Genomic DNA, 26,088 nt, shown 5'->3' with positions numbered 1-26,088 from the left:
GATGCACCAGCTTCCCGTCTTCCTGAACCTGACCGGCCGCACGGTCGTGCTGGTCGGGGAGGGGGAGGCGGCCGATGCCAAGGCGCGGCTGATCACCCGCGCGGGCGGCCGGATCGTCCCGGCATGGGAGGCAGGGGCGACGATCGCCTTCGTCGCGCTCGACGACGCGGCCGAAGCGCGCGCCGCCGCCGAAGGGCTGCGCGCGCGCGGGCTGCTCGTCAACGTCGTCGACCGCCCCGACCTCTGCGACTTCACCACCCCCGCGATCGTCGACCGCGCGCCGGTGACGATCGCGATCGGCACCGGCGGCGCGTCGGCGGGGCTCGCCAAAGCGATCCGGCAACGCATCGAAGCCTTGCTGCCCGCGCGGCTCGGCGCGCTCGCATCGGCGCTCCACGCCGCGCGCGGCGCGATGAAGGCGCGCTGGCCCGATGCCGCAGGCCGCCGCCGCGCGATCGACGCCGCGCTCGCGCCGGGCGGCGCGCTCGATCCGCTCGGTGACGGCGCGGCGGACGCGGTCGAGGGGTGGCTGGCGGGCGCGATGTCCGGCCCGTCCTCGCGTGTCGAGTCGATCGTGCTCGCCAGCTCTGATCCCGACGACCTCACGCTCCGCGCCGCACGCCTGTTGGGCGAGGCCGATCACGTGTTTCACGCCGCCGCTGTCCCTCCGGCCATCCTCGACCGCGCCCGGGCCGACGCCGTGCGCCACGTCGTCGATGCGCCGCCGGTCGATCCGCCCCCGGGGCTGACGCTCTGGCTCGACATGCCGATCGCCCCGGACGGTCGGTAAACCCGAAAGCCGCCGTGGTGCTGGCTTATTCCGGGCCCAGCTCCACCACCCGCCGCACCCCGATCGCATCGAGGAACGCCCGGTCGTGGCTGACGACGAGTAGCGCGCCGTCATAGGCGGCGAGACCGGTTTCGATGGCGGTGAGCGATTCGATGTCGAGATGGTTGCCGGGCTCGTCGAGGATCAGCAATTGCGGCGGGTGCGGCGCGCCGAGGACGCAGGCGAGGCCGGCGCGGAGCATCTGACCGCCGCTCAATGTCCCGGCGATGCGGTCGGCGGCGTCGGCGCGGAAACGGAAGCGCGCGAGCGCGGCGCGGCACTGGTTGTTCGTCGTCCCGGGATTGAGGCTTAGAAAATTGTCGGCGATCGAGTGCGCGGGGTCGAGCAGGCCGACGCGCTGATCGAACAGCGCGAACGGAGCGCCGACGCGCACCTCGCCCGACCAGGGCGCGAGCGTCCCGGCAACCAGCGCGAGCAGCGTCGATTTGCCCGAACCATTGGGACCGGTGATCGCGACGCGCTCGGGACCGGTGAGGGTGAGCGACAGGCCTTCGATGACCGGCCGATCCGCGTCGTAGCCCGCGCTGACGCGGTCGAGCGCGAGCACGGTGCGTGATGCGGGAAGCCCGGTCGACGGCAGGCCGACCGACAGCGGATCGACGATCTCGATCTTGTCGCGCGCCGCTTCGCGCGCCTGCTCGGCGTCGGCGCGCTGGCGTTCGGCGAGACGCTGGTTCGCGCCGACGCTTTCCTCGGCGCGGCGTTTGAGCGTTCCGAGCAGGATCGCGGGCTCGTCGCCGCGCGCCGCCTTGCGCCTCCCGCCGGCGTCGCGGCGCGCCTGCCGCTCGGCGGTGACTTGCGCCTGGCGCCGTACGCGGCCGAGTTCCTTTTCGGCGCCGGCGAGTTCGGCTTCGATCGCCGCCTGTTCGACCTCCTTGCGCGCGCGATAGGCGCTCCAGCCGCCGCCGTAGCGCGCCGCGCCGAGGCCGCTCAGCTCGACGATCGCGTCCATCTCCTCGAGCAGTTCGCGGTCGTGGCTGACGACGATCGCGCCGCCGCGCCAGCCGGCGAGCAGATCGCGCACGGCTTCGCGGCCCTCGCGGTCGAGGTTGTTGGTGGGCTCGTCGAGCAACAGGAAATCGGGCGCGGCGAATATCGCGCCGGCGAGCGCGGCGCGGGTGCGCTGGCCGCCCGAAAGCGCCGCGAGTGGCGTGTCGGCGGGAAGCGGCAGGCCGACCCCCGCGAGCGCCTCGTCGATCCGCGCTTCGAGCGTCCAGTCGGCGTCGCCGATTTCCTCGACGCTCGCCTCGCCGGCTTCGGCCTTGCGCAGCAGCGCGAGCGCGGCGCGCGCGCCGAACAGGTCGGCGATGCTTTCGTGCGCCGCGACCTGCACCGTCTGACGCAGCATCGCGATGCTGCCGGACGCCGCGATGCTGCCGCTCGCGGGCGAAAGCTCGCCGGTCAGCAGGCGCAGCAGCGTCGATTTGCCGACGCCATTGCGCCCGATCAGGCCGGTGCGCTCGCGCTGGAAATGGAGATCGAGGCCCGAAAGGACGGCGCGGCCGTCAGGCGTGGACCAGCCGAGGTTGGCGATGGTGATCGAGGGAGAAACGGGAGACATGAACAAGGACTTTCCTGGCGGCAAGGCGGGGCGGCGTTGCGTTCAGATTGTCGTTCATGGCGAAAGTCTCCGGTGAGATTGAGCGAGCAATATAGGGAGGCGGGCGGGCCGGTGCAAATTTTCCTTTTGGGGTGGTGGTGGAGGGGCGACGCCGCGCCAGCGACCTCTCCGTCAGCGTCGGCGTTTATGCGAAGACTGGAAAGACCGGATTGCGGGCGAAACGCGTTCGGGTTCATATGGCGCATGGTTGTCGACAAAATGAAACTATTTGAGGACGCCAGGAAACGCTGGCCTTGTCGCTTTCGCGTAACTCCAACCGACGGAACTCCCTGTTTCGAAGCCGATCCGGCTTTGGCAGCCGTTTACCGGTCGATAGAAGCTTCTTGCAATCCGGTCGGTGCTTGGACTGCGGGCGATGAGTGGCGGAAGCTTGCTAACTGGTCTTTCCATCAAGCACTGTGGCAAGTTGCGGAGCAGGTGTCGGAGGAACGGTCTGTCCACCGCGAAGAGGTGTCATTCGATGCTTTCGACCACTGGATGCGGTTTAATCTTTCCGACGAGATGTGGAAGCCGGAACGCGAAGCGTATGAGGCCAGTCCTACTCACTTCCAATAAGGCGGTTTACACCGTTCGCTTTCCGCCCCGAAAACTGGCGATCACACTGGGCGCGGGGCGCGCGCGCGGATGAAATTTTCGAGGGCGACGAACAGCATCTCGCGCGCGTCGCTGCCGAGCATTTCGGCGGTCAGCCAGTCGAACTCGACACGGTCGCGGCGCGCGGCGGCGCCGACGATCGCGGCGAGCAGCGCCTCGTCGAAGCTGACGCGCGGGCAGCAGGGCGGGGCGACGGCGAAGGGTTCGGGCCAGACATGGCCGATCGCCTCGACCACCAGCCGATAGCGGCGCGCCGCGAGGATATTGCCCCAGCGGCGTTCGAGTTCGGGCATCGGGTCGCGCTCGCCGCGGCGGCAGAGGATACAGTAGCGTAGCGCGAGGACGGCCTGCGCCGCTTCGACCGACAAATCGCGCACCAGCGGCTGTTCGGATAATTGGCGGATCAGCTCGCTGCTTTGCATGAGGTTCGTCTCTCCCGGCCCATGCAGTCCGTTCGTCCCTCCGTAGTTTCGAAAAAGATGCCGGCCGCTTTAAAGCGCAGCTTGAAGTTGCAGCGGCCGGCAGGAGGGGACTGCCCCACCTTGCTATTGAGAATTATTCGCAAATACAAGCGAAAAAAGAGACGCCCGAAAGCGCCCCTGAAAACGACGTGAATCCACGGATTCACGTCGCCCCCGCGAAGGCGGGGGCCGCTATCGATTTACCCAGCAGTGCTGGAACGTGCCGACAGCGGCCCCGCCTTCGCCGGGATGACGGATTCGAATCAATCGTCGCCGGCAGGCTTCGACTGGAGCTGGATGTAATTTTCGATGCCCATGCGCTCGATCATCTCGAACTGTTTTTCGAGCTCGTCGACATGATGTTCCTCGCTTTCGAGGATGTCGGCGAACAGGTCGCGGCTGACATAGTCGCGCACGCTCTCACAATGCGCGATCGCGTCCTTGAGGAGCGGGATCGCCTCTTCCTCGACCGCGAGGTCGGCCTTGAGGATTTCCTCGACCGTTTCGCCGACGCGCAGGCGGCCGAGCAGCTGGAAATTGGGCAGGCCGCCGAGGAAGAGGACGCGGTCGGCGAGCTTGTCGGCGTGCTTCATCTCGTCGATCGACTCTTCGCGTTCGAACGCGGCGAGGCGCGCGACGCCCCAATTGTCGAGCATGCGATAGTGCAGCCAATATTGGTTGATCGCGGTCAGCTCGTTCTTGAGCGCCTCGTTCAGGAAATCGATGACTTTTTCGTCGCCCTTCATGGTGTCTATCCTGTCATTTCGTCTTGGGAATGGAGTGGGCGCATTATAGGCGCCGCGGCCCCATCAGGCCAAGGTCAAAAATGGCGGAAAACCAAGAAAAATCAGGCGGTCGCGGCGGCGTCGCTGATGATATTGCGAGCGAATGACAGGCACTGTCCGCATTTGGGTTTGCGACCCAATTGCGCATAGGCGGCCTTGGCGCACCGCAATTGGCCACTCCGCGCGACATCGCGCAGCTGGCTTTCCCTTATTGCGTTGCAGACACAGACGACCATGTGCGAATCCTTCTCAACAATATCCATTTAGGGATAGTGCGAAGGATTCGCAACAGGAAAGATGCGACTGGTTCGCAATGTGAACAGCGGCATTTTCGCCATCCCCGTGGCCCTTGGCCCCCCTTGCCCCCGAAGTGATTCGCGGGCATAGGCGCGCCCATCTTCCCGCCCGCCAAAGCAAAAGGTCCGCCCCATGAAAGTGAATGTCTATGTGACGCTCAAGCCGGGGGTGCTCGACCCGCAGGGCAAGGCGATCCATCATGCGCTCGAGGGACTGGGTTTCGGCGGCGTGTCGGACGTGCGCGCGGGCCGTTTCATCGAACTCGATGTCGCCGACGGCACAAGCGACGCCGATCTCGACGCGATGTGCGCCAAGCTGCTCGCGAACACGGTGATCGAAAACTACCGCATCGAACGTCCGTAAAGGAGCCAAGCCCATGAAGACCGCCGTCATCGTCTTTCCGGGTTCGAACTGCGACCGCGACATGGCGGTCGCGCTCGAACAGGTCACCGGCCGCGCGCCCGCGATGGTGTGGCACCGCGAAAGTGAGCTGCCCGATGGCGTCGACTTCATCGCGCTCCCCGGCGGCTTTTCCTATGGCGATTATCTCCGTTCGGGGGCGATGGCGGCGCGCTCGCCGATCCTGCGCGCGGTGTCGGACGCCGCGGGGCGCGGGGTTCCGGTGCTCGGCGTGTGCAACGGCTTTCAGGTGCTGACCGAAGCGCAGCTGCTGCCCGGCGCGCTGATGCGCAACGCGGGGCTCAACTTCGTCTGCCGCACCGTGCCGCTGACGGTCGAGAACAGCCAGTCGCTGTTCACCGCCGGCTACCAGGCGGGCGAGACGATCGACATTCCCGTCGCGCATCACGACGGCAATTATTTCGCCGATGCGGCGACGCTCGACCGGATCGAGGGCGAGGGGCGCGTCGCTTTCCGTTATGCCGATGGCGTCAACGGATCGGCGCGGGGCATCGCGGGCGTGCTGAATGACGCTGGCAATGTGCTCGGCATGATGCCGCATCCCGAACGCGCGATCGACCGCGCGCATGGCGGCACCGACGGCCTACGCCTGTTCGAAGCGGCGCTCGGCGTTCTCGCCTAGGATCGGTCCGCGATCGGATGCGGTTGGCGCGGGCTTTCCCCCGGGATGCAGCCAGCGCCCGATCAAGAGCAGAACCGTCGGCCAGAACATCGTGTTCCAGATGTCGTGCCAATGCGCGGCGTCGGGCTGGATCGTCGATTGCCGGGCCTCGAGCGCCATGTCGAGCCATTCGCCGCCCGACGCCATCGCCAGCACCGCGAGCCACGCGGCCAGCCATCCGCCACGCCAGCGCCACACCAGCCGTACCGCCACGAACAGCGCGAGCCCGACATAGATATGCAGCGCGTCCTTGCTCAGCCCGGCCGAGGCGACGAGCCACGTCTTCTGCTCGGTGAATAGCGCGGCGATTTCGATCAACGTCATGGACTATACTTTGGCACCAAAGGGGTTGAAATCGGTGCCTTCGTCGAACACGTCGACACCTTCGCGGCGCTTCAACGCGCCGACGACGACATAGGTTGCCGGGGTCAAGACGGCCTCCCACGCGACTTTCATCGCCCAGTTGGTGGCAAGGACCAGGAACACCTGCTCGGTTTCCCAGATGCCGAGGAAGGCGATGGGGTAGAAGATCAGGCTGTCGACGCCCTGCCCGAAAATCGTCGAGCCGATCGTGCGCATCCACAGGTGGCGCCCCCCGGTCGCGAGCTTCATGCGCGCGAGGACATAGGAGTTGACGAACTCGCCCGCCCAGAAAGCCGCCATCGATGCGAGCACGATGCGCCAGGCGGCGCCGAACACGCTTTCATAGCTTTGCTGGCAGACCGCGCCGGGGCCCGCCGCGTCGCCCGATTTCAGCGCCAGCGTCTCGGCTCCGCTGCACCACCAATCCTGCGCGGGCGGCATCGCGAGCACGATCCAACTCATCACCGCCATGAACAAGAGCGCGCCGAACCCGGCCCAGATCACGCGCCGCGCGCGGGCATAGCCATAGACCTCGGTCAGCACGTCGCCGATCACATAGCTGATCGGAAAAAAGAGGATACCCGCGCCGAACGTCAGCCCCCCGACCATCGACAGCTTTGATGCGCCGATGATGTTGCTGAGCAGCAGCACCGCCACGAAGGCCGCCATCACAAGGTCGTAATAGCGGAAATGCCGCACGGTGGCGGCATTGACGGGGGCGGGCTGGGCGGACTCGGTCATCGCCCGCTGCTTAACGCGCTTTGCGCCGGGCGCAAACCGCGCTATTCGCGCCCGGCACAGCCGTGCCGCGCGCCCGTAGCTCAGCTGGATAGAGCACCCGCCTTCTAAGCGGGTGGCCGCAGGTTCGAATCCTGCCGGGCGCGCCATAGTTTCGTTTTGGGGACGAAGCCGAGGTTTTGGCGGGCTGCATGGGCGATGACGGCCGAACGAAGGGGTCGCGCCCGACGTTCGTTGATGCGATAAGAAATTCAGTTCCGGGAGTTTCGACGTGCGCGGCTGGATATTATTTCATCGGGAGCTCGACCCGGCGCTCCCCGAAGTGCCCGAAATCCTGCGCTTTCAGAAAGCCGCCGCCGCACGCGGGATCGAGCTTCTCGTCCTGAAACCGCACGACTTCGACATCGTCGCGGCACCGCTCGAAGACTGGTCGGTACATTATCAGGGGCATTCGCTCGAACGCCCCGACGGGCGAGATGGCCGAACTGGCGGTGCGCGCGGCCGACGCCCTCGAACTGGAGGTCGCCGGGATCGACATATTGTTCGACGAGGAGGGGGATCGCATCTGCGAGGCGAATTCGGCGCCGGGTTTCAGGGGCTCGAGCGCGCCTGCGCGATCGACGTTCCCGGCGCGATCTTCGACTGGATCGAGGCGAGCCAGCCCGCGCAAGCGCGCCCGCTCAGGGCGATGACGGGCGAGCCGCTGATCGATCTGGTGTTCGGCGGCCGCAGACCTACCGCGACCTCAAATTCGTCGGCAGCCTCGGCTTCGTCGGGGGGGGACCCCGCCAGGTCGTCGGCACGGTCAATGCTTCCGAGTTTTTCGTGACGGTCACGATCGCGACCGGATTTATCGGTACGCTCGGCTGGGAACGCTATGCGACGGTCGCGGCGGGGTTGTTGATATGGCTTCCTGCTTCTGGTGGTCGAACCGACCCCCGCTTTTCCAGGTTTTGACCGGGAAGCGGCTTGCTCCGCGTTATCAACGGCTAAAGCGCGTGATGCTCGGGCGACAGCGTCACGGAACCCCGGGACGAAAATGATATCGGATCGCGGTTTCAGGCGCGAAATCTGAGCCTGTGCCCTCCGCGCTTCGGAAAGAGCGGAGGGCCGGGAGGTTCAGATCCGGAAACTCAGTGTGCCGCCGATCGTCCGGAACGCTTCGGGCATCACGATCTTCGAGTAGCCGCCGGGATTGATCACGCCTGCGGCATAGGGCGCGTAAAAGCGTTTATCGAGCAGGTTGCGCGCATAGATGCCGACGCGCCAGCTGCCGTCCTCGGCGCCGAACCCGATCGTGCCGTTAAGCAGGCCATAGGAGGGGATTTCGGCGTTCGGATCGCCGATCACGGCTTGGGTCTTCGTACGCCACGCCCAATTGGCCGCGGCGTCGATCGCCATGTCGCCGCCGACCGCCTGCTTGTAGTCCGCGCGCAGGATATACGACCATTTGGGCGCATTGGGGAGGCGAAAACCCCGATAATTGGCAACGGTGGTCGTCGTGCCGGGAACGACGTAACAGCCCTGGCCGACCACCGGCGATATCGGCTGGCCCGGGTAGCATTGTCCGTCATACTCGCGGAAGGTCGCGTCGTTATAGGCTCCGCTGGCCGACAGACGCAGCGCCGGTGTCACGCGGAAGCCGGTTTCGACTTCGACCCCGCGTGCGCGCAGGAGCCCGGCGTTCGACAGGTAAAAAGCGGGCGGCGTTGTCGTGATGTCGAAGGTCTGCGCCTGAAAGTCGCGGTAGTTCGACCAATAGGCGGCAATGTTGAACGTCCCCTTGCCGTCGAGGAAGCTGCTCTTGAGGCCGATCTCCCAGCTTTTCACCGTTTCGGGGCGAACCTCACGAATGATGCCGGCCGTGCCGTCGATCGCCGGGCCCTTGAAGCCCGTCGAATAGGTCGCATAGAGCATGAAATCGCGGCTGGGCTCGAACTGCACTCCGACCTTGCCCGACACATTGTCGGCCTTCACCGTGCCGTCGTAATCCGGCAACATCCCCAGCGGAACGGCCGGGAAGGGCAATGGCGAGACGACGAGCGTCCCGTGGTTGCGATCATTGGTATAGCGGAGCCCGCCGATGAGCTTGAACGCGTCGGTCAGCGCGAAGGTGAGATTGCCGAAAGCGGCGAGGCTGCGCACCTTGTTCGTCGCGTCGCGCCGCCCGCCGCCGACGACGACGGGCGCACCGAACAGCCCGTAATAATTGCCGTACTGGACGGCATATCCGCTGTTCTCGGTCCGGTAGTAATAGAGGCCCAGCACATATTCGAGACGGTTTCCGCCGGGCGAGGTGAGGCGAAGTTCCTGCGTGAACTGATTGCTGTCGACACCGCCGTCGCTGTTGTTGAAGACATTCGCGGGCGACGCGTCGATGTCGGACAACTGCAGCGTCTCGAGCTTGCGATATGCGGTGATCGAGGTCAGCGTGTGATCGCCGATGCCCGCGTTGATTTCGAGCGAGCCCGCATAGAGCGAGGTGTCCGCGGTCCAGTCGCCATCCATATAGCTTTTGTAGACGTTCGGGCCGGGCTGCTCGGCAAAGCCGGCGAACTGCGAATTGAACAGGGCGCTGGTTCCGAGCGACTGGATGATCTGGCCATCGCGCGCGAAGGCGGTCTGATACTCGCCCGCCAACAGAAAGGAGAGATTGTCCGACGGTTCCCACAACAGCTTGGCGCGGACGCCGTTGTTCCGGCGGTCGCCCACCGCGCGCGACGGGGTCAGCACATAGGGGATCGCCCCGTCCTGCCCGTTGCTATAGCCCGATACGCGCAGGGCAAGAGCCTGGCCCAGCGGAACATTGGCGCTCGCTTGCACAACGCGGTCGTTGCGCTCGCCATATTTGAGATCGAGCGAGAAGGAGGCGTCGTCCATCCGCGGCTTCTTCGTCACGACCTGGATCACGCCCGCGCTCGAATTCTTGCCGAACAGCGTCCCCTGCGGACCGCGCAGCACCTCTATACGCTCGATGTCGGCAAAGCCGGTCGAACCCGGATCGCGCGACAGGCCGATGACGACGCCGTCGATGACGAGGCCGACGGTCTGCTCGACGCCGCTGTCATATGTCTGGGTGCCGACGCCGCGGATCTGGTAGCCGCCGCCGTTCGACACGGGATTGGTCGCGGAGAAGGTGATGTTCGGGGCGAGATACTGGATGTCGCTGACTTCCTTCAATCCCGACTGCGCAAGGCTTTCGCCCGAGACCGCGGTCACCGACAACGGCACGTCTTGCAGGCGCGCTTCGCGCCGCGTCGCGGTGACGATGATCTCGTCGCCGGTGGCCACCGCGCCGGGCTCGGCGTCCTGCGCGAACACGGGCATCGCCGGCAGCGCCATCGCAGCAACCGAAGCGAGCAATATGCGCCGAGCGCCGAATCGAACCATGATAACCTCCCCAACAAGGCGCTCACGGCGCCGGTGCCGCTAGATAGTCTCGTAACATAAAAGCAGTCAAGACCGCTTGTAAGTTGCTATCGGAGCGTTAGGATGGCGGGCAGTATTTTGGGAGGTGGCCGATGAAATCGTTTATTTTCTTGCCCTTGGCGCTTGGCGCATTGCCGCTGGCGGCGGCTGAACCGCCACCCCGCGCCGGTATCGTCGCCGATCCCTGTGGGAGCCTTCCGCCGATGCCCGCGATCGTCGTCGACTATCTGACGCGCGCCAAGGCCGCGCTGGCGGCGGGCGAGCCGCTGCCGCCGCGTTCCGCGGAAGGCACGGCTATCTATACGAAATGGCAGCAGGATTTGCTCCTCGCCGACTTTGCCGGCCTGTGCCGCTACGCCGCCGCGAATCGCGACCTACCGCCCGCGACGCCGGACCGGGTCGTCTTCATCGGCGATTCGATCACCGAATTGTGGCTGGCCGAGCAGCCGGATTTCTTCACCGGCGACCGCATCGATCGCGGGATCAGCGGCCAGACGACGACGCAGATGCTCGCGCGGTTTCGCGCCGACGCGATCGATCTCAAGCCGCGGGTCGTCCACATCATGGCGGGCACCAACGACATCGCCGGTAATATCGGGGCCACTTCGCTCGACCGGATCGACGCCAATATCCGCACGATGGTCGATCTCGCCGAAGCGCATGGCATCGCGGTGGTGATCGGATCGGTGCTTCCGGCGCGGCAGTTCAACTGGCGGCCCGAAATCGCACCGATCGAACCGATCGCCGCGCTGAACGCGCGGCTTCGCCAACTGGCCGCGGAAAAGAAGCTCGTCTTCGCCGATTATTATGCGGTGCTCGATGACGGCAGTCATGGGTTGGCAAAGATCCATGCCGAAGATGGCGTCCACCCGACCGCGGCGGGCTATGCCGTGATGCGGCCGGTCGCCGAACGCGCGCTGGCCGCGGTTCGATAGTGGGGCGGCAAGTCCCTACCAGAGTTTCCGCAAGCTGAAGATCGCTGGCGAGCCATGCGCTTTCCCACGCCTGATAGCCTTTCGCGCGCCATGCGAAGGCCTGGTGCTGGCCCCAGGGCCGGTGCGGCATATAATCACGGATATAGCGCCAGCGGCCATCGGTCACCGTGCGGATCAAGTCGGTCCGCTCGTCCATCCGGCCCGGCTTTACCCGGCCGGAAACCGGCTTGAAGAGCCTCGATTCATGAGTCGTTTCATAGTTGAATGCCGCCATGAAGGGCCGTCCGGACGGGGCATGGCGCCAATGGGCTTTCGGGGCCCTGAAGGTTCCAAATGCCTTCGGGGTCGACGTCACAATTATAATCGGTCTTGCCGGCGTTGAGACAAAAATAGCCCGCGGCGCGCTGCAGCTCGGGATAGGTGCGGAAGAGCGAGGCGATCCGGGCTTGCGCTCGCATATGATGGGCCGGTGCGCAGCTTTCGGGATAGACGCCGGTAAGGATGGAGAAGCGCGATGGCGCGCAGACCGGGGCGTTCGAATAGAGGTTGCGGAACAGCAGCCCCTTGGCGGCCAGCGCGTCGATCGCCGGCTAAAATCCATGTCCATTTCCTTGCGGCTCATGCGGGCAATTGCGACAGATAGCGGTACGCCGAGCCGATCGCCGCGATCACCTGCTCGGCCGGAGTGTCCTCTTCCTCGATGAAGGCATGGCGAACGCCCGCCGCTGCCATCGCGGCCATGATCGCCGGAAAATCGACAACGCCTTTGCCGATCGGCGCGGTCGGCGGAATGCGATCGACCGCCGGCTCGAGGGGCGATCGCCAGTCCTTGATGTGGGCGAGCGTCACGCGGCTGCCGAGCATGCGAAAATAGGGAATGGGATCGACGCCAGCGGCGATCATATTGCCGGCATCGAGTTCGAACGCGACCAGCGCCGGATCGCAGCGTTCGGTCATGTCGTCGAACGCATAACGCCCTTCGAAGCGGAGGAAATCGAGACCGTGGGTGTGATAGGCAAAGCGCATCCCCGCCGCCTTCACCTTCTCGCCGATCCGGTTGAACCGGTCCGCGGTTCGCAGGAAGTCGTCGCGCGTCAGCGCGGCGATGGCGTCGCGGAACACATTGTCGGACTTCCCCACGAGCGCGCAATATGCCGGCACGAGCGGCACCGGGGCGACGACATGAGGCATGCCGATGACGGCGCACTGCTCGATCGTGCGGTCGATTTCGCTGTCGTCCATATCCGCGCGCACGGCATGCGCGCCGACGGCTATCAGGCCATTGTCGGCGAGCGTCCGGCGGATCGCGGCGCCATCGCGATCATAAAAACCGGCGAACTCGACATGGCGCAAACCGGTCTTCGCGATCGCCGCGATCGTTCCGTCGAAATCCTTCGCGAGCAACTCGCGCGCCATATAGAGCTGGACGCCGATCGCCGGCTGCGGCGCGCGCGCGCGGCTCTTCATGGGTAGCGCCAGACTCGCTGCTCCTGCCGCCAGGAATGTGCGTCGCGCAATCGTCACCATGGCTCGATCCTCTTCCTTTCCGCTTGCCATGTTCCTATCGCCGCCATATGTTACGGTCAACACTGCTTGTAAATGTGGAGTGGATGGATGGCCGAGAAGGTACGCCGGCGAACGCAGGCGGAGAGAAGTGCGGGCACGCGGGAAGCGTTGCTGACGGCGGCGATCGAAGCATTGCACGAGCATGGCTATGCTGCGGCATCGACAATGCTGGTGGCCGAAAATGCGGGCGTCAGCCGGGGCGCGATGCTGCACCAGTTTCCGACCAAGGCCGATTTGATGACCTTTGTGGTCGAAGCGGTCTTCGAACAGGAAGTGCGGCACTACCGCGAATATCTCGAAGGCATTGATGATCCGAAGCAGCGGTTGCTCGCTTATCCCGATATGGCGTGGGACGTCCTCAGCCGACCATCGGGCGTCGCGGTGCTCGAGATATTGCAGGGTTCGCGCAGCGACCCCCAGCTTTGCGAGAAACTGGCACCGGTCCAGACGCGGATCGAAACGGAAGCGCTGGATTTCACACGCCTTGCCGCACCGGGCGAGTCGCGCGGCGCGATGGCATTGATGCGGCTCGTCGTATGGGCGATCCGCGGCCTTTCCGTCGCACAGGTTCTTGCGCCCGCACCCGGCAGCATCCGCGATTCGGTAAAGCTGCTCAGGCGGTTGATGGAGGCGGGGCTCGAAACGGGAATCCTGTCGGTAGGGCCTGAAAAAACCAAATAACGGGAGAGGGAAATGGGACGCACCATGTCCACCGCCATTCTGGCGGTTGCCACGATTATTGCCACGCCGGCGACGGCCAAACAGGCGAACGAAATGACCGAACAAACAAAAGCGGCGGAAGAGCGCGCCGTGGCGATCGTCGATGCGATGACGCTCGACGAACAGATATCGCTGACGAAATCGATGTCGGGCGGCAGCCTGCTCGACCTCGGCATTCCGCTCCCGTCCTTCATCCCCGAAGCGATGCGCCAGCCGAAGCCCGAGGGCGCGATCGGCACCGCCGGTTTCGTGCCCGCGGTGGATCGTGTCGGCTTCCCGGCGCTCCATCTTGGCGATGCCAGCCTTGGAGTCGCCGACATCGGCTATCTGCGCCCCGGTCAGGAATCGACGGCGCTCCCCGCGACGCTGTCACTGGCCGCGACTTTCGACCCCGCGATGGCGCGCGAGGCGGGACGGCTGATTGGTGCAGAGGCCTTTGCGAAGGGCATCAACGTGATGCTCGCCGGCGGCGTCAATCTTGCGCGCGAGCTGCGAAACGGCCGCAATTTCGAATATCTCGGCGAGGATCCGTTGCTCGCGGGCATCCTCGTCGGCGAGCAGATCGCGGGTATCCAGGATCGCCACGTCGCCTCGACCATCAAGCATTATACGCTGAACCCGCAGGAGAGCGGCCGCTTCGTCTATAACGCGCGGATCGACGAGGCGGCGCTGCGCGAATCCGACCTGCTCGCCTTCGAGATCGGCATCAAGCGCGGCAAGCCCGCCTCGATCATGTGCGCATACAATAAGGTGGGCGGCACCTACGCGTGCGAAAATGAATTTCTGATGCGCGAGGTGCTGAAAGGCGACTGGCAATATGCGGGCTGGGTCATGTCCGATTGGGGCGCGGTGCACAGCCTCAAGCCGTCGATCGACGCCGGGCTCGACCAGCAGTCGCCGCAGGACAAGGATTTTTTCGCCGGGCTCCCCGCCGCTGTAAAGGCCGGCGAGATCGCGCCGGCGCGGGTGCGCGACATGGCGCTGCGCATCGTGCGATCGATGGTCCGCGTCGGCGCGCTCGACCATCGCGCGGCGCCGGGCGGCGCGATCGACCGCGAGGCGCACAGCGCGCGTGCGCAGGCGATGGCCGAGGCGGGCATGGTGTTGCTCAAGAATGACGGCATCCTTCCACTTGCGGCGACGGCGAAGTCGATCGCGGTCATTGGTCGCCACGCCGACAAGGGGGTGCCGATCGGCGGCGGTTCGTCGCAGGTCATCCCCTGGGGCGGCGTTTATCGCGACGCGCCCGGCGCGAATCCGCTCTCGGCGCTGCTAGCGCCGAGCTATGGCCTCTCTTCGCCGCTGAAGGCGCTGCAGGCCGCGTTGCCGGGCACCGCGATCCGCTTCGACGATGGCAGCGACGCCGCGCGCGCCGCCGAAGCGGCGAAGAAGGCCGACCTCGTCGTCGTCTACGCGGTCAAGCCCGAGATGGAGGGCATCGATCATGCCGATTTCTCGCTGCCTTATGACCAGGATGCGCTGATCGGCACGGTCGCCGCAGCCAATCCCAAAACGGTCGTCGTTCTTCAGACCGGCAATCCGGTCGCCATGCCCTGGCTGGACAGAGTCGGCGCGGTGCTCGAGGCTTGGTTCCCGGGCCAGCGCGGGGGTGAGGCGATGGCTGCGATCCTGACAGGAAAGAGCGCGCCGCAGGGCCGGTTGCCGATCAGCTTTCCGGCGAGCGCCGATCAGCTTCCGCAAAAGACGGTCGCCGGTTACGATCCGGCGAAGCAGCGTCCGCTCGGGATCGGCGTCCACTATGATCCCTTCCCGATCGACTATGTCGAAGGGAGCGACATCGGCTATCGCTGGTTCGAGCGGACCGGCGCGAAGCCGCTTTTTCCGTTCGGTTACGGGCTGACCTATACGAATTTCGGTTACGGAGACCTCGAGTTTCGCGGCGGCAAAGGCCTGAGCGTCAAGGCGCGCATCACCAACAGGGGCGCGCGGGAAGGCACCGAGGTTGCGCAGCTCTATGTCGCGCCCCCGGGCCGCACGCATCGGCTGGCCGGCTGGGCGAAGGTCAGCCTCAAACCCGGCGAGAGCCGCGAGGTGACGATCGAGGCCGATCCCTGGCTTCTCTTCTCATATGATGCGACCGCCAAGCGATGGGAACGGCCGCGCGGTGAATATCGCTTCTTCGTCGGCAAGTCGGCGGGCGAGCCGGTGTTGACCGGAAGCGCGATGCTGACCGCCGCGACCGAAAACAGGAAACGCTGACGGTGCGTCGTTGGTCGATGACGGCCGTTCTGCTGCTGGCGGCGGTCGCGGCCCCCGTCGCCGCCCAGCAAGTCGCGACTGCCGAGGGCCGTGTGCGGGGAATCGCCGAAGAGGGGGCCGAGGTCTTTAAGGGTGTTCCCTTTGCCGCGCCGCCCGTGGGAGAGTTGCGCTGGCGGCCGCCGCAGCCCGCCACGCCTTGGCAGGGCGTGCACGATGCGTCCCGCTTCGGGCATGATTGCATGCGTCCCGTCGCCGATACGGCGCACGACCCTTCGGAAGACTGCCTGTATCTCAACGTCTGGCGCCCTGCCGGGGCGACGGATGACAAGCGGCCGGTGATCGTGTGGATCCACGGCGGCGCCTTCGTGTCGGGATCGAATGTTCCCGCCGAGGCATCGGGAGCCGCCTTTGCGCGCGACGGGGTGATCTTCGTCGCGCCCAATTACCGGCTCGGCCGCTTCGGCTTCTTTGCGCACCCGGCGCTGTCGGCTGAACATCCGGACGAGCCCAAGGGCAATTATGGCTATCTCGACCAGATCGCGGCGCTGCAATGGGTGAAGCGCAATATCGCGGCCTTCGGCGGCGATCCCGACAATGTCACGATCATGGGCGCGTCGGCGGGCGGGGAATCGGTGCTCGCGCTCGCCGCCTCGCCGCTTGCGCGGGGGCTGTTCCAGCGGGTGATCGCCCAGTCCGGCGGCGGACGCACGCAATTGCTCGGCGCGCAGATGCTGTCCGCGGATACCGAGGCACATCCTTCGGCCGAGAAGATCGGCCTTGCCTTTGCAACCAGCGTCGGTGTCGGCGGGAGCGACGCGGCGGCGCTCGAAAAGCTCCGCGCGCTGCCGGCGGAAAAGGTCGCGGGCAATCTGACCGCGCTCGGTATGTTGTTTCTGGGCGAGCGCAGCCGTTTCTCGGGGCCGATCGTCGATGGCCGCATCGTCACGGCGCAGCCTGCCGCAGCGTTGAAGGCTGCCGCGGCTCTGCCGATCATCGTCGGCGCCGACGAGGCCGATCTCGGCCTCAACCGCGCGCCGGACAAGGATGCCGCCTTTGCCGCCTTCGGTCCGCTGGCGGCCGAGGCGCGCGCTGCCTATGACCCCGCCGGCACGGCAACGCTCGACGAGGTCAACGGCATGATCGGCCGCGACCGGACGATGATCGAGCCCGCGCGGTTCGCCGCGCGCACGGCCGCGGCGAACGGCGCGCCGGCCTGGCTGTTTCGCTTTTCCTATGTCGCCGAAACGCAACGTGGGAAGCCGATCAGGGGCGCCGAACATTCGAGCGAAGTCGTCTATGCGTTCGACAGGCTGGGCGCGCTCCTTGGCGACAAGGTCACCGCGACCGACGCGGCGGTCGCATCGACGATGCACCGCTATTGGGTGAACTTCGCCCGGACGGGCAATCCCAACGGCGCCGACCTGCCCGCATGGACCCCGGTTACGACTACCGACGATCCGCTGCTGGAGTTTCAGCTCGATGGCCGTGTGGTCACCAAGGCCGACCCGTGGAAAGCGCGCCTCGACGTCACCGAGGCCCATGCCAAAGCCGTGCAATAGGAGGAATGCAGCCATGAAGATTTTCGGGATGGCAGCGGCCGCGCTGGCTGCATTCCCGGCCTATGCGGCGCCCGCGTTGATGCCGCTGCCCGTATCGGTGGTCCCGAACGGCACCGATACGCTGCGTGTCGAAGGGCCGATGAAGGCCGAATGGACGGGTTGCGGCAACGCGGCGGCGCTCGATCGCGCGGCCGCGCGGCTCGGCGGGGATGTCCTGCGGCAGACGGGCCTGATCTTCGATCCCGCAAAGCCCGTCTCCGTGCGCGCGATCTGTCGGTCGCCGAAAGGCGGTGTCGATAGCGGAGAGGCCTATCGCCTGACGGTGGGGAATGAAGCTATTGCCATCGACGCCGACGGACCCACCGGTGTGCTCCGCGCCTATGCGACCTTGCGGCAACTCGCCGGGCTTTCGCCGTCGGGCATCGCCATCCCGCACCAGACGATCAACGACGCGCCGCGCTTCGCCTGGCGTGGCGTCATGCTCGATCCGGCGCGCCATTTCATCTCGGTCGCGACGCTCAAGCGGCAGATCGACGCGATGGAGCGGCTCAAGCTCAATACGCTCCATCTCCACCTGTCAGACGATCAGGGCTTTCGCGTCGAAAGCCTGCGCTACCCGAAGCTCAACGCCGACGGCGAATATTATCGCCAGTCCGAGATCCGCGACATCGTCGCTTATGCGGCCGATCGCGGCGTCCGCGTCGTTCCCGAGTTCGACGTGCCCGGGCACAGCCGCGCGATCGTCACCGCGTATCCCGAAGTCGGCACCTTCTCCAAGACGATGTTCCTGGGTCAGCCCGAGGTCGCGCTCAATCCGGCGTCGGAGAAGACCTATCGCTTTCTTGAACGCCTGTTCGGCGAGATGGCGCCGCTGTTTCCCGACCCGCATTTCCACATCGGCGGGGACGAGGTCAGCAAGACCGTCTGGGCCGACGCGGAGGATGTGAAAGCGCTGATGACTCGCGAAAACCTCGCCGACAGCAAGGCGGTCGAGGCGTTTTTCCTGCGCCGCGCGGCGGGCATCGTGCGCCGGCTGGGCAAGACGGTCATCGGGTGGGAGGAAGTCGCGGGGGCGGGGCTTTCGAAGGACAGTATCGTTCAGGCCTGGCAGACGTCGAACGCGATGGCGGACGCGACCGCGAAGGGGCACCGGACGATCATGTCGGCGGGCTATTATCTCAACCTGCTGATGCCCGCCGACTATCATTATGGCATCGATCCCGCGGCGACCGCCGCCGCGGGCCTGACGCCCGAACATGCGAAGGCGCTGCGCGGTCTCAGTCCGCTGCTCGCGAATTTAGTCACCGACGCGCTGATCGACTTTCCGCATGAGCCGCTGTCGGCCGAACAGGAAAAATTGCTGATCGGGGCGGAGGCGCCGCTCTGGGGCGAGATCGCGGCCGACGAGCTGATCGACCATTATCTCTGGCCCCGCGCGGCAGCGCTCGCCGAACGCTTCTGGTCGCCCGCGAGCGTCACCGATGCGCGGGATATGTATCGCCGACTCGCGATCGTGTCCGCCCAGCTAGCGGTCAGCGGGCTCGACGACCAAGCCAACCGGCAGCGGATCGCCGCACGCATCGCGCCGGGCGACAATGGAGCCGTGACCGACCTGCTCGCGATCACCGGCCCCGTGCGTAACATGGCGCATGATCACCGGATCAAGGCGATGCTCGCGGGCCAGCGCATCGTCCAGCCCTTGAACGCGCTCGCTGATACCGCGCCGGTCGACAGCCTCGTCGCGCGGCGTTTTGCGGACGAGGCGAAACGCTACGTCGCCGGCGAACGCGCGCTCGGCGCGCCACTCAAGGCGCAGATGAACGACTGGCGCGGCAATGAAGCACGCTTCGGCGCGATCGCGACCGAAAATCCGATGCTGGAGCCGGCGCGCCCGACCGCGGTGCTGATCGCCGCCGTCGCGGCAGCGGGCCTCGATGCGCTCGACGCTTTGGAGGCGGGGAAGCCGCTGTCGGCCGCGCAGGTGCAGAACGCCGAGGAACTGCTGGCACGACTGGAAAAGGAAGAAGCGGCATCGTGGCGGCCGTTCGATTCCTTCCTGCGCCCGCAACCCGCCGCCGATCTGATCGTGAAGATCGGGCCGGGCGTCCGGACGCTGGTGGAAGCCGCGGCCAAATAAGCGGAGCGATCGCGGCACCGGCTTTGTGCCGACGCCGCGCCCTCTCGCTCAGGCCAAGCCGCCGCGCTTGGCGATTTTGCCGAGAAAGCGGGCCGACGGCTTGGGGATACGCCGGAACGTCTTGGGCTCGACGGCAACGAGTCCGAACCTGGGGCGATAACCCGCGACCCATTCCCAATTGTCGAGCAGAGACCAGTGGATGTAGCCGCGCAGGTCGATGCCGTCGGCGAGGCAGCGCTCGACACCGGCCACGGCGCCTTCGATATAGGCGATGCGGCGTGTGTCATCCTCGGTCGCGACGCCATTCTCGGTCACATAAAGCGGCCGGCCCGTGCGGCTGGCGACCAGCCGGATCGCGCCTTCGATCGCCCCGGGAGTGAAAGCATAGCCCATTTGCGTGACTTCGGCGCCCGGCGGCGGCGGAACATCGGCGTCGGGTCCCACCTCGCCCCCGGTATAGGTCTGGATGCCGATGAAGTCCCCCGGCGCGGCAAGCCAGCGGTCGAGCATCTCGCCCTGTTTGCGCTTTAGGCCGCGGTCGTCGCCCCCCGCCGCGGTATCGGCGGGAATGGCCAGCGACAGGCCGATCGGGAAGCTTGCTCCGGCGGCACGCATCGCCTCGGCCGCCTTGGTGTGCGCCGCGACGATGCCGTCATATTGGCGCTCGCCCGCGAGCATCGGGCTCGACCAGTTCGGCGCATTTTGCGCAATGCCCGCCGCCTTCTGCGCCGCCTCGATATAGGGGCGATATTTCTCGGACAGTCCGCTCCAGCGGACCACGGTGGCGAGATTGGGTTCGTTGAAGGTGATCGCGAGGTGGATCTTCTCCCCCATGCTTTTGACGATGCGCGCGCAGTGGGCGGCAAAGGCCTCGACATTCGCTGGATCGGTGAAGCCGCCGCTCGCGGCAACCCAGCGTGGGACGGTGAAATGGCTGAGCGTGACGACCGCCTTCATCTTGCGGCGCTCGCAGGATTCGAGGACGCGCCGGTAATAGGCGAGGCCGGCTTCGGAAATCTGCCCGCGCTCGGGTTCGATCCGGGACCATTCGATGCCGAAGCGATGCGTGTTGAAACCCAGCGATGCGGCAAGCGCGATATCCTCGTCGAAGCGATGATAGACGTCGCAGGCGTCGCCCGACTTGTCGGTGAAGATGGGGATGGGGATGTGTTCCATCACCCACAGGTCGCTTGCGACATTCGCGCCTTCGACTTGATATGCGGCGCCGGCTGTGCCCCAGAGGAACCCCGCGCGTTTTTTGCCGGCTGCGGCCGTTGCGGGGCCTGCGACCAGCAAGGCGCTGGCTGCGCCGCCTGCGATGCCCAGAAAATCACGCCGTTCCATACACCCTCCATTTACAATCAGTTCTGACCGTAAATAGAATTGCTGCCGTTGGGGGGCAAGGAAAAAGAGAGGCGACGGCTTCTCGCCTCCACATGCGCCTCAGAAGCTATAGGTGATTGCGAAGATCCCGTGCGGACGCGTCTTGTGATAGACGATCGGGCTGTCCTTTGCGTCGCCGAGCAGCGACGATAGGCCGCCGATCGCCATCACGCCGATGCGATCGGTCAGGCGATAGACGATGCCGAGCTCGGCCTTCGCGTCGACCAGCCCGCTGCCGGCCCGATATTGCGCCAGACCCGACGCCGCCGATTGCTGCGCGGTCACGCCGAAATAACGATTGTTATGCTTGGCGTTCGCCCAGCGGGTGCCGATCGACGGCATCAGCATCAGCTTCTCGCTCACTATGATCGGATAGGCGAGGCTGGCGTCCGCGACGACGCCTTCGGTGTTGCCGGTGATGATCTTGGTCGCGCCCAGCGTCGCCTCGAAACCCGCCTGGCGAAGCTTGACGAACCCGCGCCCGCCAAGGCCGGCCGACAGCTTGCCGATGCCCGGCGGCGCGTCCTTGCGGCGATAGCCGTCGGCCATGGTCAGGCCGACGCCGACGGTGACGGCTTCGGTCTCGATCAGATTGGCGCCGATGCCGTCCTGGAAGTTGGCGAAGAAGCGGCCCCATTTCACGTCGATCATGGGAAGGGGCTGGAACCGGTAATCGTCGGCGCCCTGATAGGCGGGCGCATAGACCCCGCCCACCCCGATGACGATGTGATCGCCGTCGTCATACCCGTCCGGCGGACCTTGGGTGGCCGGTTCGGCTTGCGCGCAAACGGCGGTTGGCGTCGCGGCGATCGGCAGTAGCGCGGCCCATATGCCGAGGCGCGATCGGGGAGAGGTGAGATAAGCCATATTTTCCTTCGCTTGGCTGTTGGTGAGGGAGTGATGGGCGGTTCCGGGCGTCGGTCCTTGGGAGGGAGGGGAGAGGGCCGACGCCCGGCTTCTGGCAATGCGCCGGAAGAAATGGCCGACATGGGCCCGAAGGCCTTTCGGCGTGCGGTACGGGGCGAGCAGCGCGTCGATCGCGTCCCTCTTCGCCCGCTCAAACCCCATATCGGCGAGGCGATCGCATTCGCCGGCCGGTGGGATGGCGCCGAAGGACCGGCTGAGGACGACGTATCGGCGCAGCGCCTCGAGGCGCGGATTGGCGAGCGGCAGCGACAGCATCTGGCCGCCGAACAGCCATGCGGACAGGCGGCGTTGCGGCGTCAGGCTCGACAGCGGGTCGCGAAGGGCCAAAGCAACCACCTGCTTTTCCAGTCGCGTCAACTCGTCGGTCATCCATGGGCTCCTTTCACCCATGAGACGCCGAGACCTTGGCCGGTCCTCACCAGAAAAATGAAATGCCGGATAGGCGGCGCCGAAAGATGCGCATATTCCGCCGCGCGGCGCGCAATCAGAAGCGGGTATCGATCCCGAGGCGCACGGTTCGCGGCCGCAGGGGCGTGATCTGGTCTTCGCGCGCCAGGCCAAAGGGATTGCCGAAAGCGAAGGTGTTGGCACGCGTGTCGGCGATATTGCTGATATCGAGCGACAGGCCGAACCGCGAAAAGTCCAGGCGAGCGCCGACATCGCCGACATAATAATCGCCCTGCGTGACGTCGAGCGAGGGGCCCGCGCCAAGGTTCGATCGGCCGACATAACGGAGCGAAGCGTCGCCCGAGAGGTCGATCCCGCGTCCGAGCGGCAGGCGCCATTCGGCGCCGAGCCGCACGCCATCGGTGGGGATGTTGGGAAGCGTGTTGCGGTCGGGATTCGCGAACTCGGCCGGCGCGTCGTAGAGATAGCTTTCGTTGAGGAATGCGGAGACGGTCAGCGCCAGCGCCTTCGAAACGCGCCAATTGAGTTCGCCATCGAGGCCATAGACGAGGCCATTGCCGATATTGGCGGTATAGGGCAGGCCGGCCGTATCGACGAGGTCGGCCTGGATATTGTTCCAGTCGACCCTGAAGATGGCGGCGCGGGCCGAGAAACCGTCACGGTCCTTGTCCCGCCAGCGCGCGCCGATCTCGATCTGCGACAATTCGTCGCTTACGAATTCCTGGCTGTCGGTGGCGGATCCCGCAGGCGCGATGGCGAGCCCGCCCGCCCGAAATCCCTCCTGATAATTGGAATAGAGCGAGAGCGACGGGCTGAGACGCCAGTCCAGCGCGACCGTCGCCGAAAATTTGAAATGCGTCTTGGAGGAGAGCGAGGACTCGTCCGCATTTTCGCCCAGCAGGCGACCGCCGCCGTTGCCCAGGGCGAACCGCCCGCCCATCATCAGGTCGAGCGACCGCGTAAGGGGCAGGGTCGCCTGTCCATAGAGCGAGAGGTCGAGCTGCCGGTTGCGGACCCCGGTGATTTGCCGCGGCGCGTCGGGCGGTCCGAGCGAGCGCGTGAGGCGGTTGATATTATAGACGCCCGCCAGCCCCGCCACCCATGGCATCCGCGTGCCCCCGCCCGCGAGCCGCGTTTCGTGCGACCAGAAGGTGATGTCGTTGCGTTCCCGGAAAAGAAGGGGCGCGCTCGTACCGTCCGAACCGGTCGCGTCGAAAGCCGATTCCATATCCTGCCAGACGACCGAGCTTGTCGAAACCAGCTCGGTCGCGCCGATCGGCCGCCGTGCGGTCAGATAAGCCAGCTGGAAACGGCTGCCGAAAGGTTGCGCGATCGGGTTGCTTCGCGTCAGCGGCGGCTGCCCGCGGATCAGATATTGGCCGTCGTCGGTCTCGACGCGATGATGGACACCGCCGAGATCGATCGTCCAACCAGCGATGTCGTCGATGCGAACGAGGAGGCGCTGTCCGAAATTCCGGCCGCTGTTGATGTCGCGAAGGCCGCGCGACGGGTCGTCGATATAGCCCGCATCGCGGCCGCCATGCACGACGAGACGCACGGCCGCTTGCCCTTTCAGGATGGGCAGGTTCGCCATGGCGGCCGCGTCGCCGCCGATGCCGCCGAAGCGCGTCGCGCTCAGCCCGGCCGATGCCGAGGCATAAGCGGCGGTGCTGTCGGGGGTGTTCGGAACGAGCCGTACGATTCCCCCGATCGAGCCGGCCCCGTAAAGCGTACCCTGGGGGCCGGCGAGAATCTCGACCCGTTCGAGGTCGTACAGGTTGAGGTCGGGGTCGGGCGCATTGTAGGTAAGCCGGACGTCCCCGAGATACTGGCCCACGGTCGCTTGCGTGGGCCCGTTGAAACTGCTGTCGGCAATGCCGCGCACAAAAAGTTTGTTGCGGCCGCGGCCGAGATTGGTCGTGGTCAGCGTCGGCTGAAGAGCCGCGATGGCGGCGGTGCCATCGCCCGCCTTTCGCGCAAGCCGTCCGGCTTCGAGGTCGATAATCTTCGCCGTACCCGGAAAATTGTCGAGGTGCATCGTCTGTTTGGTCGCGGAGACGATGATCTCGACGGGCGGCGCCTCGGTGGCGGGGAGCTTGGGCGGCCGCGGCTTCGGGCGTGGCGACGGCTTCGGCCGCGGCCTGGAACGAATGATGCGAACGGTCGCGCGGTCGTAGAAGACGGCCTCCGCTCCCGTCCCGCGCAACGCCCGGTCGAGCGCGGCGCGAACCGAAACATCGCCTTTGACTCCGGGCGAACGGTGCGATGCGAGTTCGGGATCGAGTATCGCGATGGTGATCCGCGCCTGCACGCCGATCGCCGCGATCACTTCGCCGAGCGGACCCGGCGCGATGTCGAACGATCGCGCCTCGGCCGGCGGCGCGGCGGCAAGGGCGACAAGCGCGGCGGCGGCGGCAGCCCAGCTACGGCCGGGCACTGCCCGCCGGCCCCATGATCCATCGTCCCTCGCGCTTTTCGATGGCGACGCCAAGCGCCGCGCCGAGCCGCGCGAATTGCGCGGAGCCGCTGCCGTCGAGGGTGATCGTGCCCGTAAAGGGCCTGCCGGCGACCGAAGGCGCGGAAGCGACGGGTTCGTCGAGCACGCGGCTGAGATCCGCGGCGACGCGCGCGAGCGGCGCCGCGTCGTACACGAGCGTGCCCGTCTTCCAGGATCCGACCACCGCGGCCGGCACCCGGCTCACCCGCGTGGCGCCGCGCCGGTCCACGAGCGCCTGTCCGGCATCGAGTGCCACTGCGCGCGATCCCGGATTGTAGACGACCTTGCCTTCGGCGACCGCGACGCGAACCTCGTCATCCTCGCGCACGACGTTGAAAATCGTCCCGGCATCCTCGACGATATTGCCGCCGACCTCGACGCGGAAGGGATTCGCCGCGTCGTGACGGACCTGGAAATAGGCTTCGCCCGAGGCCAGCGAGGCATAGCGCGGATCTTTGCGGTCGAAGGTCATGCGCGTGCCGCCGTTGAGGGTGACCCTGGTCGACGCATCGAGCGTGATGACCTGCCGTTCGCCGGGCGCGGTCGTGACCTGATAGCGGCTCGAGTCCGACCCCTGCACCAGCAGCAGGACGGCGGCGATCGATGCCGCGATCGCACCGCCCGCCAAACCCCGGCGCCAACGGCGCGGCGGTGGCGCGTAGCCCCCCTCGTCGCCCTGTTCGGTTTCGTCCATATCGTTGGCGGCTTCCCGAACGACCACTTCGGGCAGCAGCGGATCGAGCGCGTGGTCGGCCGCTTCGACCTGGTCATAGGCCGAGGCGTGGCGCGGGTCGGCGGCGATCCACTCGGCAAAGGCCTCCCAGGTGGCGTCATCGCCGTCGCGCAGCCTGATATGCCATTCGATGGCGCGCGCCCGGACGCGATCTGGAGTATCAAGTGACATGGCGGTTTCTCTCCCCCTCGAGATGCCGCCGATCGAGACGATCCTCATCCCAGCGTTGCCGCGCCGAGGTGATCGCATCATAGACGCGCGCGAGGTGCTTCTCGACGGCGCTCACGCTGATCTGCAATTCCTCCGCGATCCGGCGCTGCGGCTCACCGTCGATCCGGAAACGTTTGAAGATGAACCGGCTCCGCGCGGGCAACGCATCGATGACGCGCTGAAGCGCTGCGAGTTGCTCTTTGGCGATGAGCTCCGTTTCGATCGACGGCCGTTCGTCGGCTTCCCGGCTTCCGCCGCCGTTGACGTCGGCCCAGTCTTCCTCGCGGCGCGCACGGCGTCCGGTGGTCCGGCGGTGCATGAGGAACTGGTTGTTGGTCATGCTATAGAGATAGGCGCGCTGCTGTGCGACGGGTCCGATCCGTTCGGCGAGCAATTTGACCTGAACATCCTGCAGAATGTCTTCGGCTTCGTCGGGCCGCGCCCCGCGCGCGATGAGGAAGCGCAAGAGTGCGGGCCGCAATTCATCGAGCAACTGGACAAGCCCGCCGTCACGCATCTTCGTCCCCGTTCCATAGCGACCGGGCGAGCGGCCGCGGGGCGTTCGATAAACTCC

The 26,088-nt window shown here is 66.1% G+C and carries 24 protein-coding genes and 1 tRNA gene; 11 read left to right on the top strand and 14 right to left on the bottom strand.

Annotation, left to right across the window (positions count from 1 at the left end; all coding sequences use genetic code 11):
* Window position 1: 1 nt before the first annotated feature.
* Window positions 2–790 (top strand): precorrin-2 dehydrogenase/sirohydrochlorin ferrochelatase family protein, encoded by a 789-nt coding sequence (locus GGR90_RS02570; RefSeq protein ID WP_167919192.1) that lies wholly within the window; start codon window positions 2–4, stop codon window positions 788–790.
* A 25-nt stretch (window positions 791–815) separates the two neighbouring features.
* On the opposite strand, the gene GGR90_RS02565 is transcribed toward GGR90_RS02570, so the two are convergent.
* Window positions 816–2,411 (bottom strand): ABC-F family ATP-binding cassette domain-containing protein, encoded by a 1,596-nt coding sequence (locus GGR90_RS02565; RefSeq protein ID WP_167919190.1) that lies wholly within the window; start codon window positions 2,409–2,411, stop codon window positions 816–818.
* A 243-nt stretch (window positions 2,412–2,654) separates the two neighbouring features.
* Here GGR90_RS02565 and GGR90_RS02560 point away from each other — a divergent pair, with 243 nt between their 5' ends.
* Complete coding sequence (locus GGR90_RS02560) at window positions 2,655–3,026, top strand: hypothetical protein (protein ID WP_167919188.1); 372 nt, start codon at window positions 2,655–2,657, stop codon at window positions 3,024–3,026.
* A 41-nt stretch (window positions 3,027–3,067) separates the two neighbouring features.
* Here the strand turns inward: GGR90_RS02560 and GGR90_RS02555 are convergent, their stop codons facing one another.
* The 3 genes from GGR90_RS02555 to GGR90_RS02545 form a co-directional block, all read right to left on the bottom strand.
* Complete coding sequence (locus GGR90_RS02555) at window positions 3,068–3,487, bottom strand: addiction module antidote protein (protein WP_167919186.1); 420 nt, start codon at window positions 3,485–3,487, stop codon at window positions 3,068–3,070.
* A 302-nt stretch (window positions 3,488–3,789) separates the two neighbouring features.
* Complete coding sequence (bfr, locus tag GGR90_RS02550; RefSeq protein WP_167919184.1) at window positions 3,790–4,272, bottom strand: bacterioferritin; 483 nt, start codon at window positions 4,270–4,272, stop codon at window positions 3,790–3,792.
* Window positions 4,273–4,373: 101 nt separating this feature from the next.
* On the bottom strand, window positions 4,374–4,547 hold the full coding sequence (locus GGR90_RS02545) for a (2Fe-2S)-binding protein (RefSeq protein ID WP_081933078.1): 174 nt from the start codon (window positions 4,545–4,547) through the stop codon (window positions 4,374–4,376).
* Between the two features lie 193 nt (window positions 4,548–4,740).
* Between GGR90_RS02545 and purS the strand changes: the two genes are divergently transcribed.
* Together purS and purQ are read left to right on the top strand one after the other, a co-directional pair.
* Entirely contained in the window at window positions 4,741–4,971 is a 231-nt protein-coding gene (gene purS, locus GGR90_RS02540; protein ID WP_037555366.1) for a phosphoribosylformylglycinamidine synthase subunit PurS, read from the top strand.
* Window positions 4,972–4,984: 13 nt separating this feature from the next.
* The gene (gene purQ, locus GGR90_RS02535) at window positions 4,985–5,650 is read left to right on the top strand and encodes a phosphoribosylformylglycinamidine synthase subunit PurQ (protein ID WP_167919182.1); all 666 of its coding nucleotides are present in this window, start codon (window positions 4,985–4,987) and stop codon (window positions 5,648–5,650) included.
* Here the strand turns inward: purQ and GGR90_RS02530 are convergent.
* Together GGR90_RS02530 and GGR90_RS02525 are read right to left on the bottom strand one after the other, a co-directional pair.
* On the bottom strand, window positions 5,612–6,013 hold the full coding sequence (locus tag GGR90_RS02530; RefSeq protein ID WP_167919180.1) for a hypothetical protein: 402 nt from the start codon (window positions 6,011–6,013) through the stop codon (window positions 5,612–5,614). The two genes, purQ and GGR90_RS02530, sit on opposite strands and share 39 nt — an antisense overlap.
* 3 nt (window positions 6,014–6,016) lie before the next feature.
* Window positions 6,017–6,793, bottom strand: coding sequence for a queuosine precursor transporter (locus GGR90_RS02525; RefSeq protein WP_167919178.1), 777 nt, complete (start codon window positions 6,791–6,793; stop codon window positions 6,017–6,019).
* Window positions 6,794–6,862: 69 nt separating this feature from the next.
* Here GGR90_RS02525 and GGR90_RS02520 point away from each other — a divergent pair.
* Together GGR90_RS02520 and GGR90_RS19735 are read left to right on the top strand one after the other, a co-directional pair.
* Window positions 6,863–6,939: transfer RNA gene (locus GGR90_RS02520), tRNA-Arg, on the top strand.
* 122 nt (window positions 6,940–7,061) lie between these two features.
* On the top strand, window positions 7,062–7,619 hold the full coding sequence (locus GGR90_RS19735; RefSeq protein WP_425337875.1) for a hypothetical protein: 558 nt from the start codon (window positions 7,062–7,064) through the stop codon (window positions 7,617–7,619).
* A 290-nt stretch (window positions 7,620–7,909) separates the two neighbouring features.
* Here the strand turns inward: GGR90_RS19735 and GGR90_RS02505 are convergent, their stop codons facing one another.
* The gene (locus tag GGR90_RS02505; RefSeq protein ID WP_167919172.1) at window positions 7,910–10,180 is read right to left on the bottom strand and encodes a TonB-dependent receptor; all 2,271 of its coding nucleotides are present in this window, start codon (window positions 10,178–10,180) and stop codon (window positions 7,910–7,912) included.
* A 131-nt stretch (window positions 10,181–10,311) separates the two neighbouring features.
* Here GGR90_RS02505 and GGR90_RS02500 point away from each other — a divergent pair, with 131 nt between their 5' ends.
* Window positions 10,312–11,154: an SGNH/GDSL hydrolase family protein gene (locus GGR90_RS02500; RefSeq protein ID WP_167919170.1), complete on the top strand. Its 843-nt coding sequence runs from the start codon at window positions 10,312–10,314 to the stop codon at window positions 11,152–11,154.
* Window positions 11,155–11,408: 254 nt separating this feature from the next.
* On the opposite strand, the gene GGR90_RS19370 is transcribed toward GGR90_RS02500, so the two are convergent.
* Window positions 11,409–11,711, bottom strand: a complete 303-nt coding sequence (locus tag GGR90_RS19370) for a sulfatase-like hydrolase/transferase (RefSeq protein WP_245198459.1) — start codon at window positions 11,709–11,711, stop codon at window positions 11,409–11,411.
* Between the two features lie 61 nt (window positions 11,712–11,772).
* On the bottom strand, window positions 11,773–12,621 hold the full coding sequence (locus tag GGR90_RS02490; RefSeq protein ID WP_167919168.1) for a sugar phosphate isomerase/epimerase family protein: 849 nt from the start codon (window positions 12,619–12,621) through the stop codon (window positions 11,773–11,775).
* A gap of 147 nt (window positions 12,622–12,768) precedes the next feature.
* Between GGR90_RS02490 and GGR90_RS02485 the strand changes: the two genes are divergently transcribed.
* From GGR90_RS02485 to GGR90_RS02470, 4 genes are all read left to right on the top strand, one after another.
* Window positions 12,769–13,401, top strand: coding sequence for a TetR/AcrR family transcriptional regulator (locus tag GGR90_RS02485; RefSeq protein ID WP_167919166.1), 633 nt, complete (start codon window positions 12,769–12,771; stop codon window positions 13,399–13,401).
* 93 nt (window positions 13,402–13,494) lie between these two features.
* Entirely contained in the window at window positions 13,495–15,660 is a 2,166-nt protein-coding gene (locus tag GGR90_RS02480; protein ID WP_209023538.1) for a beta-glucosidase, read from the top strand.
* 17 nt (window positions 15,661–15,677) lie between these two features.
* The gene (locus GGR90_RS02475) at window positions 15,678–17,219 is read left to right on the top strand and encodes a carboxylesterase/lipase family protein (protein ID WP_167919162.1); all 1,542 of its coding nucleotides are present in this window, start codon (window positions 15,678–15,680) and stop codon (window positions 17,217–17,219) included.
* A gap of 13 nt (window positions 17,220–17,232) precedes the next feature.
* Window positions 17,233–19,356, top strand: a complete 2,124-nt coding sequence (locus GGR90_RS02470; protein ID WP_167919160.1) for a beta-N-acetylhexosaminidase — start codon at window positions 17,233–17,235, stop codon at window positions 19,354–19,356.
* A gap of 48 nt (window positions 19,357–19,404) precedes the next feature.
* Here the strand turns inward: GGR90_RS02470 and GGR90_RS02465 are convergent, their stop codons facing one another.
* The 5 genes from GGR90_RS02465 to GGR90_RS02445 form a co-directional block, all read right to left on the bottom strand.
* Entirely contained in the window at window positions 19,405–20,700 is a 1,296-nt protein-coding gene (locus GGR90_RS02465) for a glycoside hydrolase family 1 protein (protein ID WP_167919158.1), read from the bottom strand.
* A gap of 99 nt (window positions 20,701–20,799) precedes the next feature.
* Window positions 20,800–22,035 (bottom strand): MipA/OmpV family protein, encoded by a 1,236-nt coding sequence (locus tag GGR90_RS02460; RefSeq protein WP_245198372.1) that lies wholly within the window; start codon window positions 22,033–22,035, stop codon window positions 20,800–20,802.
* A gap of 115 nt (window positions 22,036–22,150) precedes the next feature.
* On the bottom strand, window positions 22,151–24,511 hold the full coding sequence (locus GGR90_RS02455; RefSeq protein ID WP_167919155.1) for a TonB-dependent receptor domain-containing protein: 2,361 nt from the start codon (window positions 24,509–24,511) through the stop codon (window positions 22,151–22,153).
* Entirely contained in the window at window positions 24,498–25,475 is a 978-nt protein-coding gene (locus GGR90_RS02450; protein WP_167919153.1) for a FecR family protein, read from the bottom strand. Before GGR90_RS02450 ends, GGR90_RS02455 begins: the two co-directional genes overlap by 14 nt.
* Window positions 25,465–26,031, bottom strand: coding sequence for an RNA polymerase sigma factor (locus GGR90_RS02445; protein ID WP_167919151.1), 567 nt, complete (start codon window positions 26,029–26,031; stop codon window positions 25,465–25,467). Before GGR90_RS02445 ends, GGR90_RS02450 begins: the two co-directional genes overlap by 11 nt.
* Window positions 26,032–26,088: the final 57 nt, after the last annotated feature.

The sequence above is a fragment of the Sphingopyxis italica genome (assembly GCF_011926545.1).
Taxonomy (GTDB): Bacteria; Pseudomonadota; Alphaproteobacteria; order Sphingomonadales; family Sphingomonadaceae; genus Sphingopyxis; species Sphingopyxis italica.
Note: the sequence above shows the minus strand (reverse complement) of the source record. Positions and strands in the feature narration are given on the sequence as shown.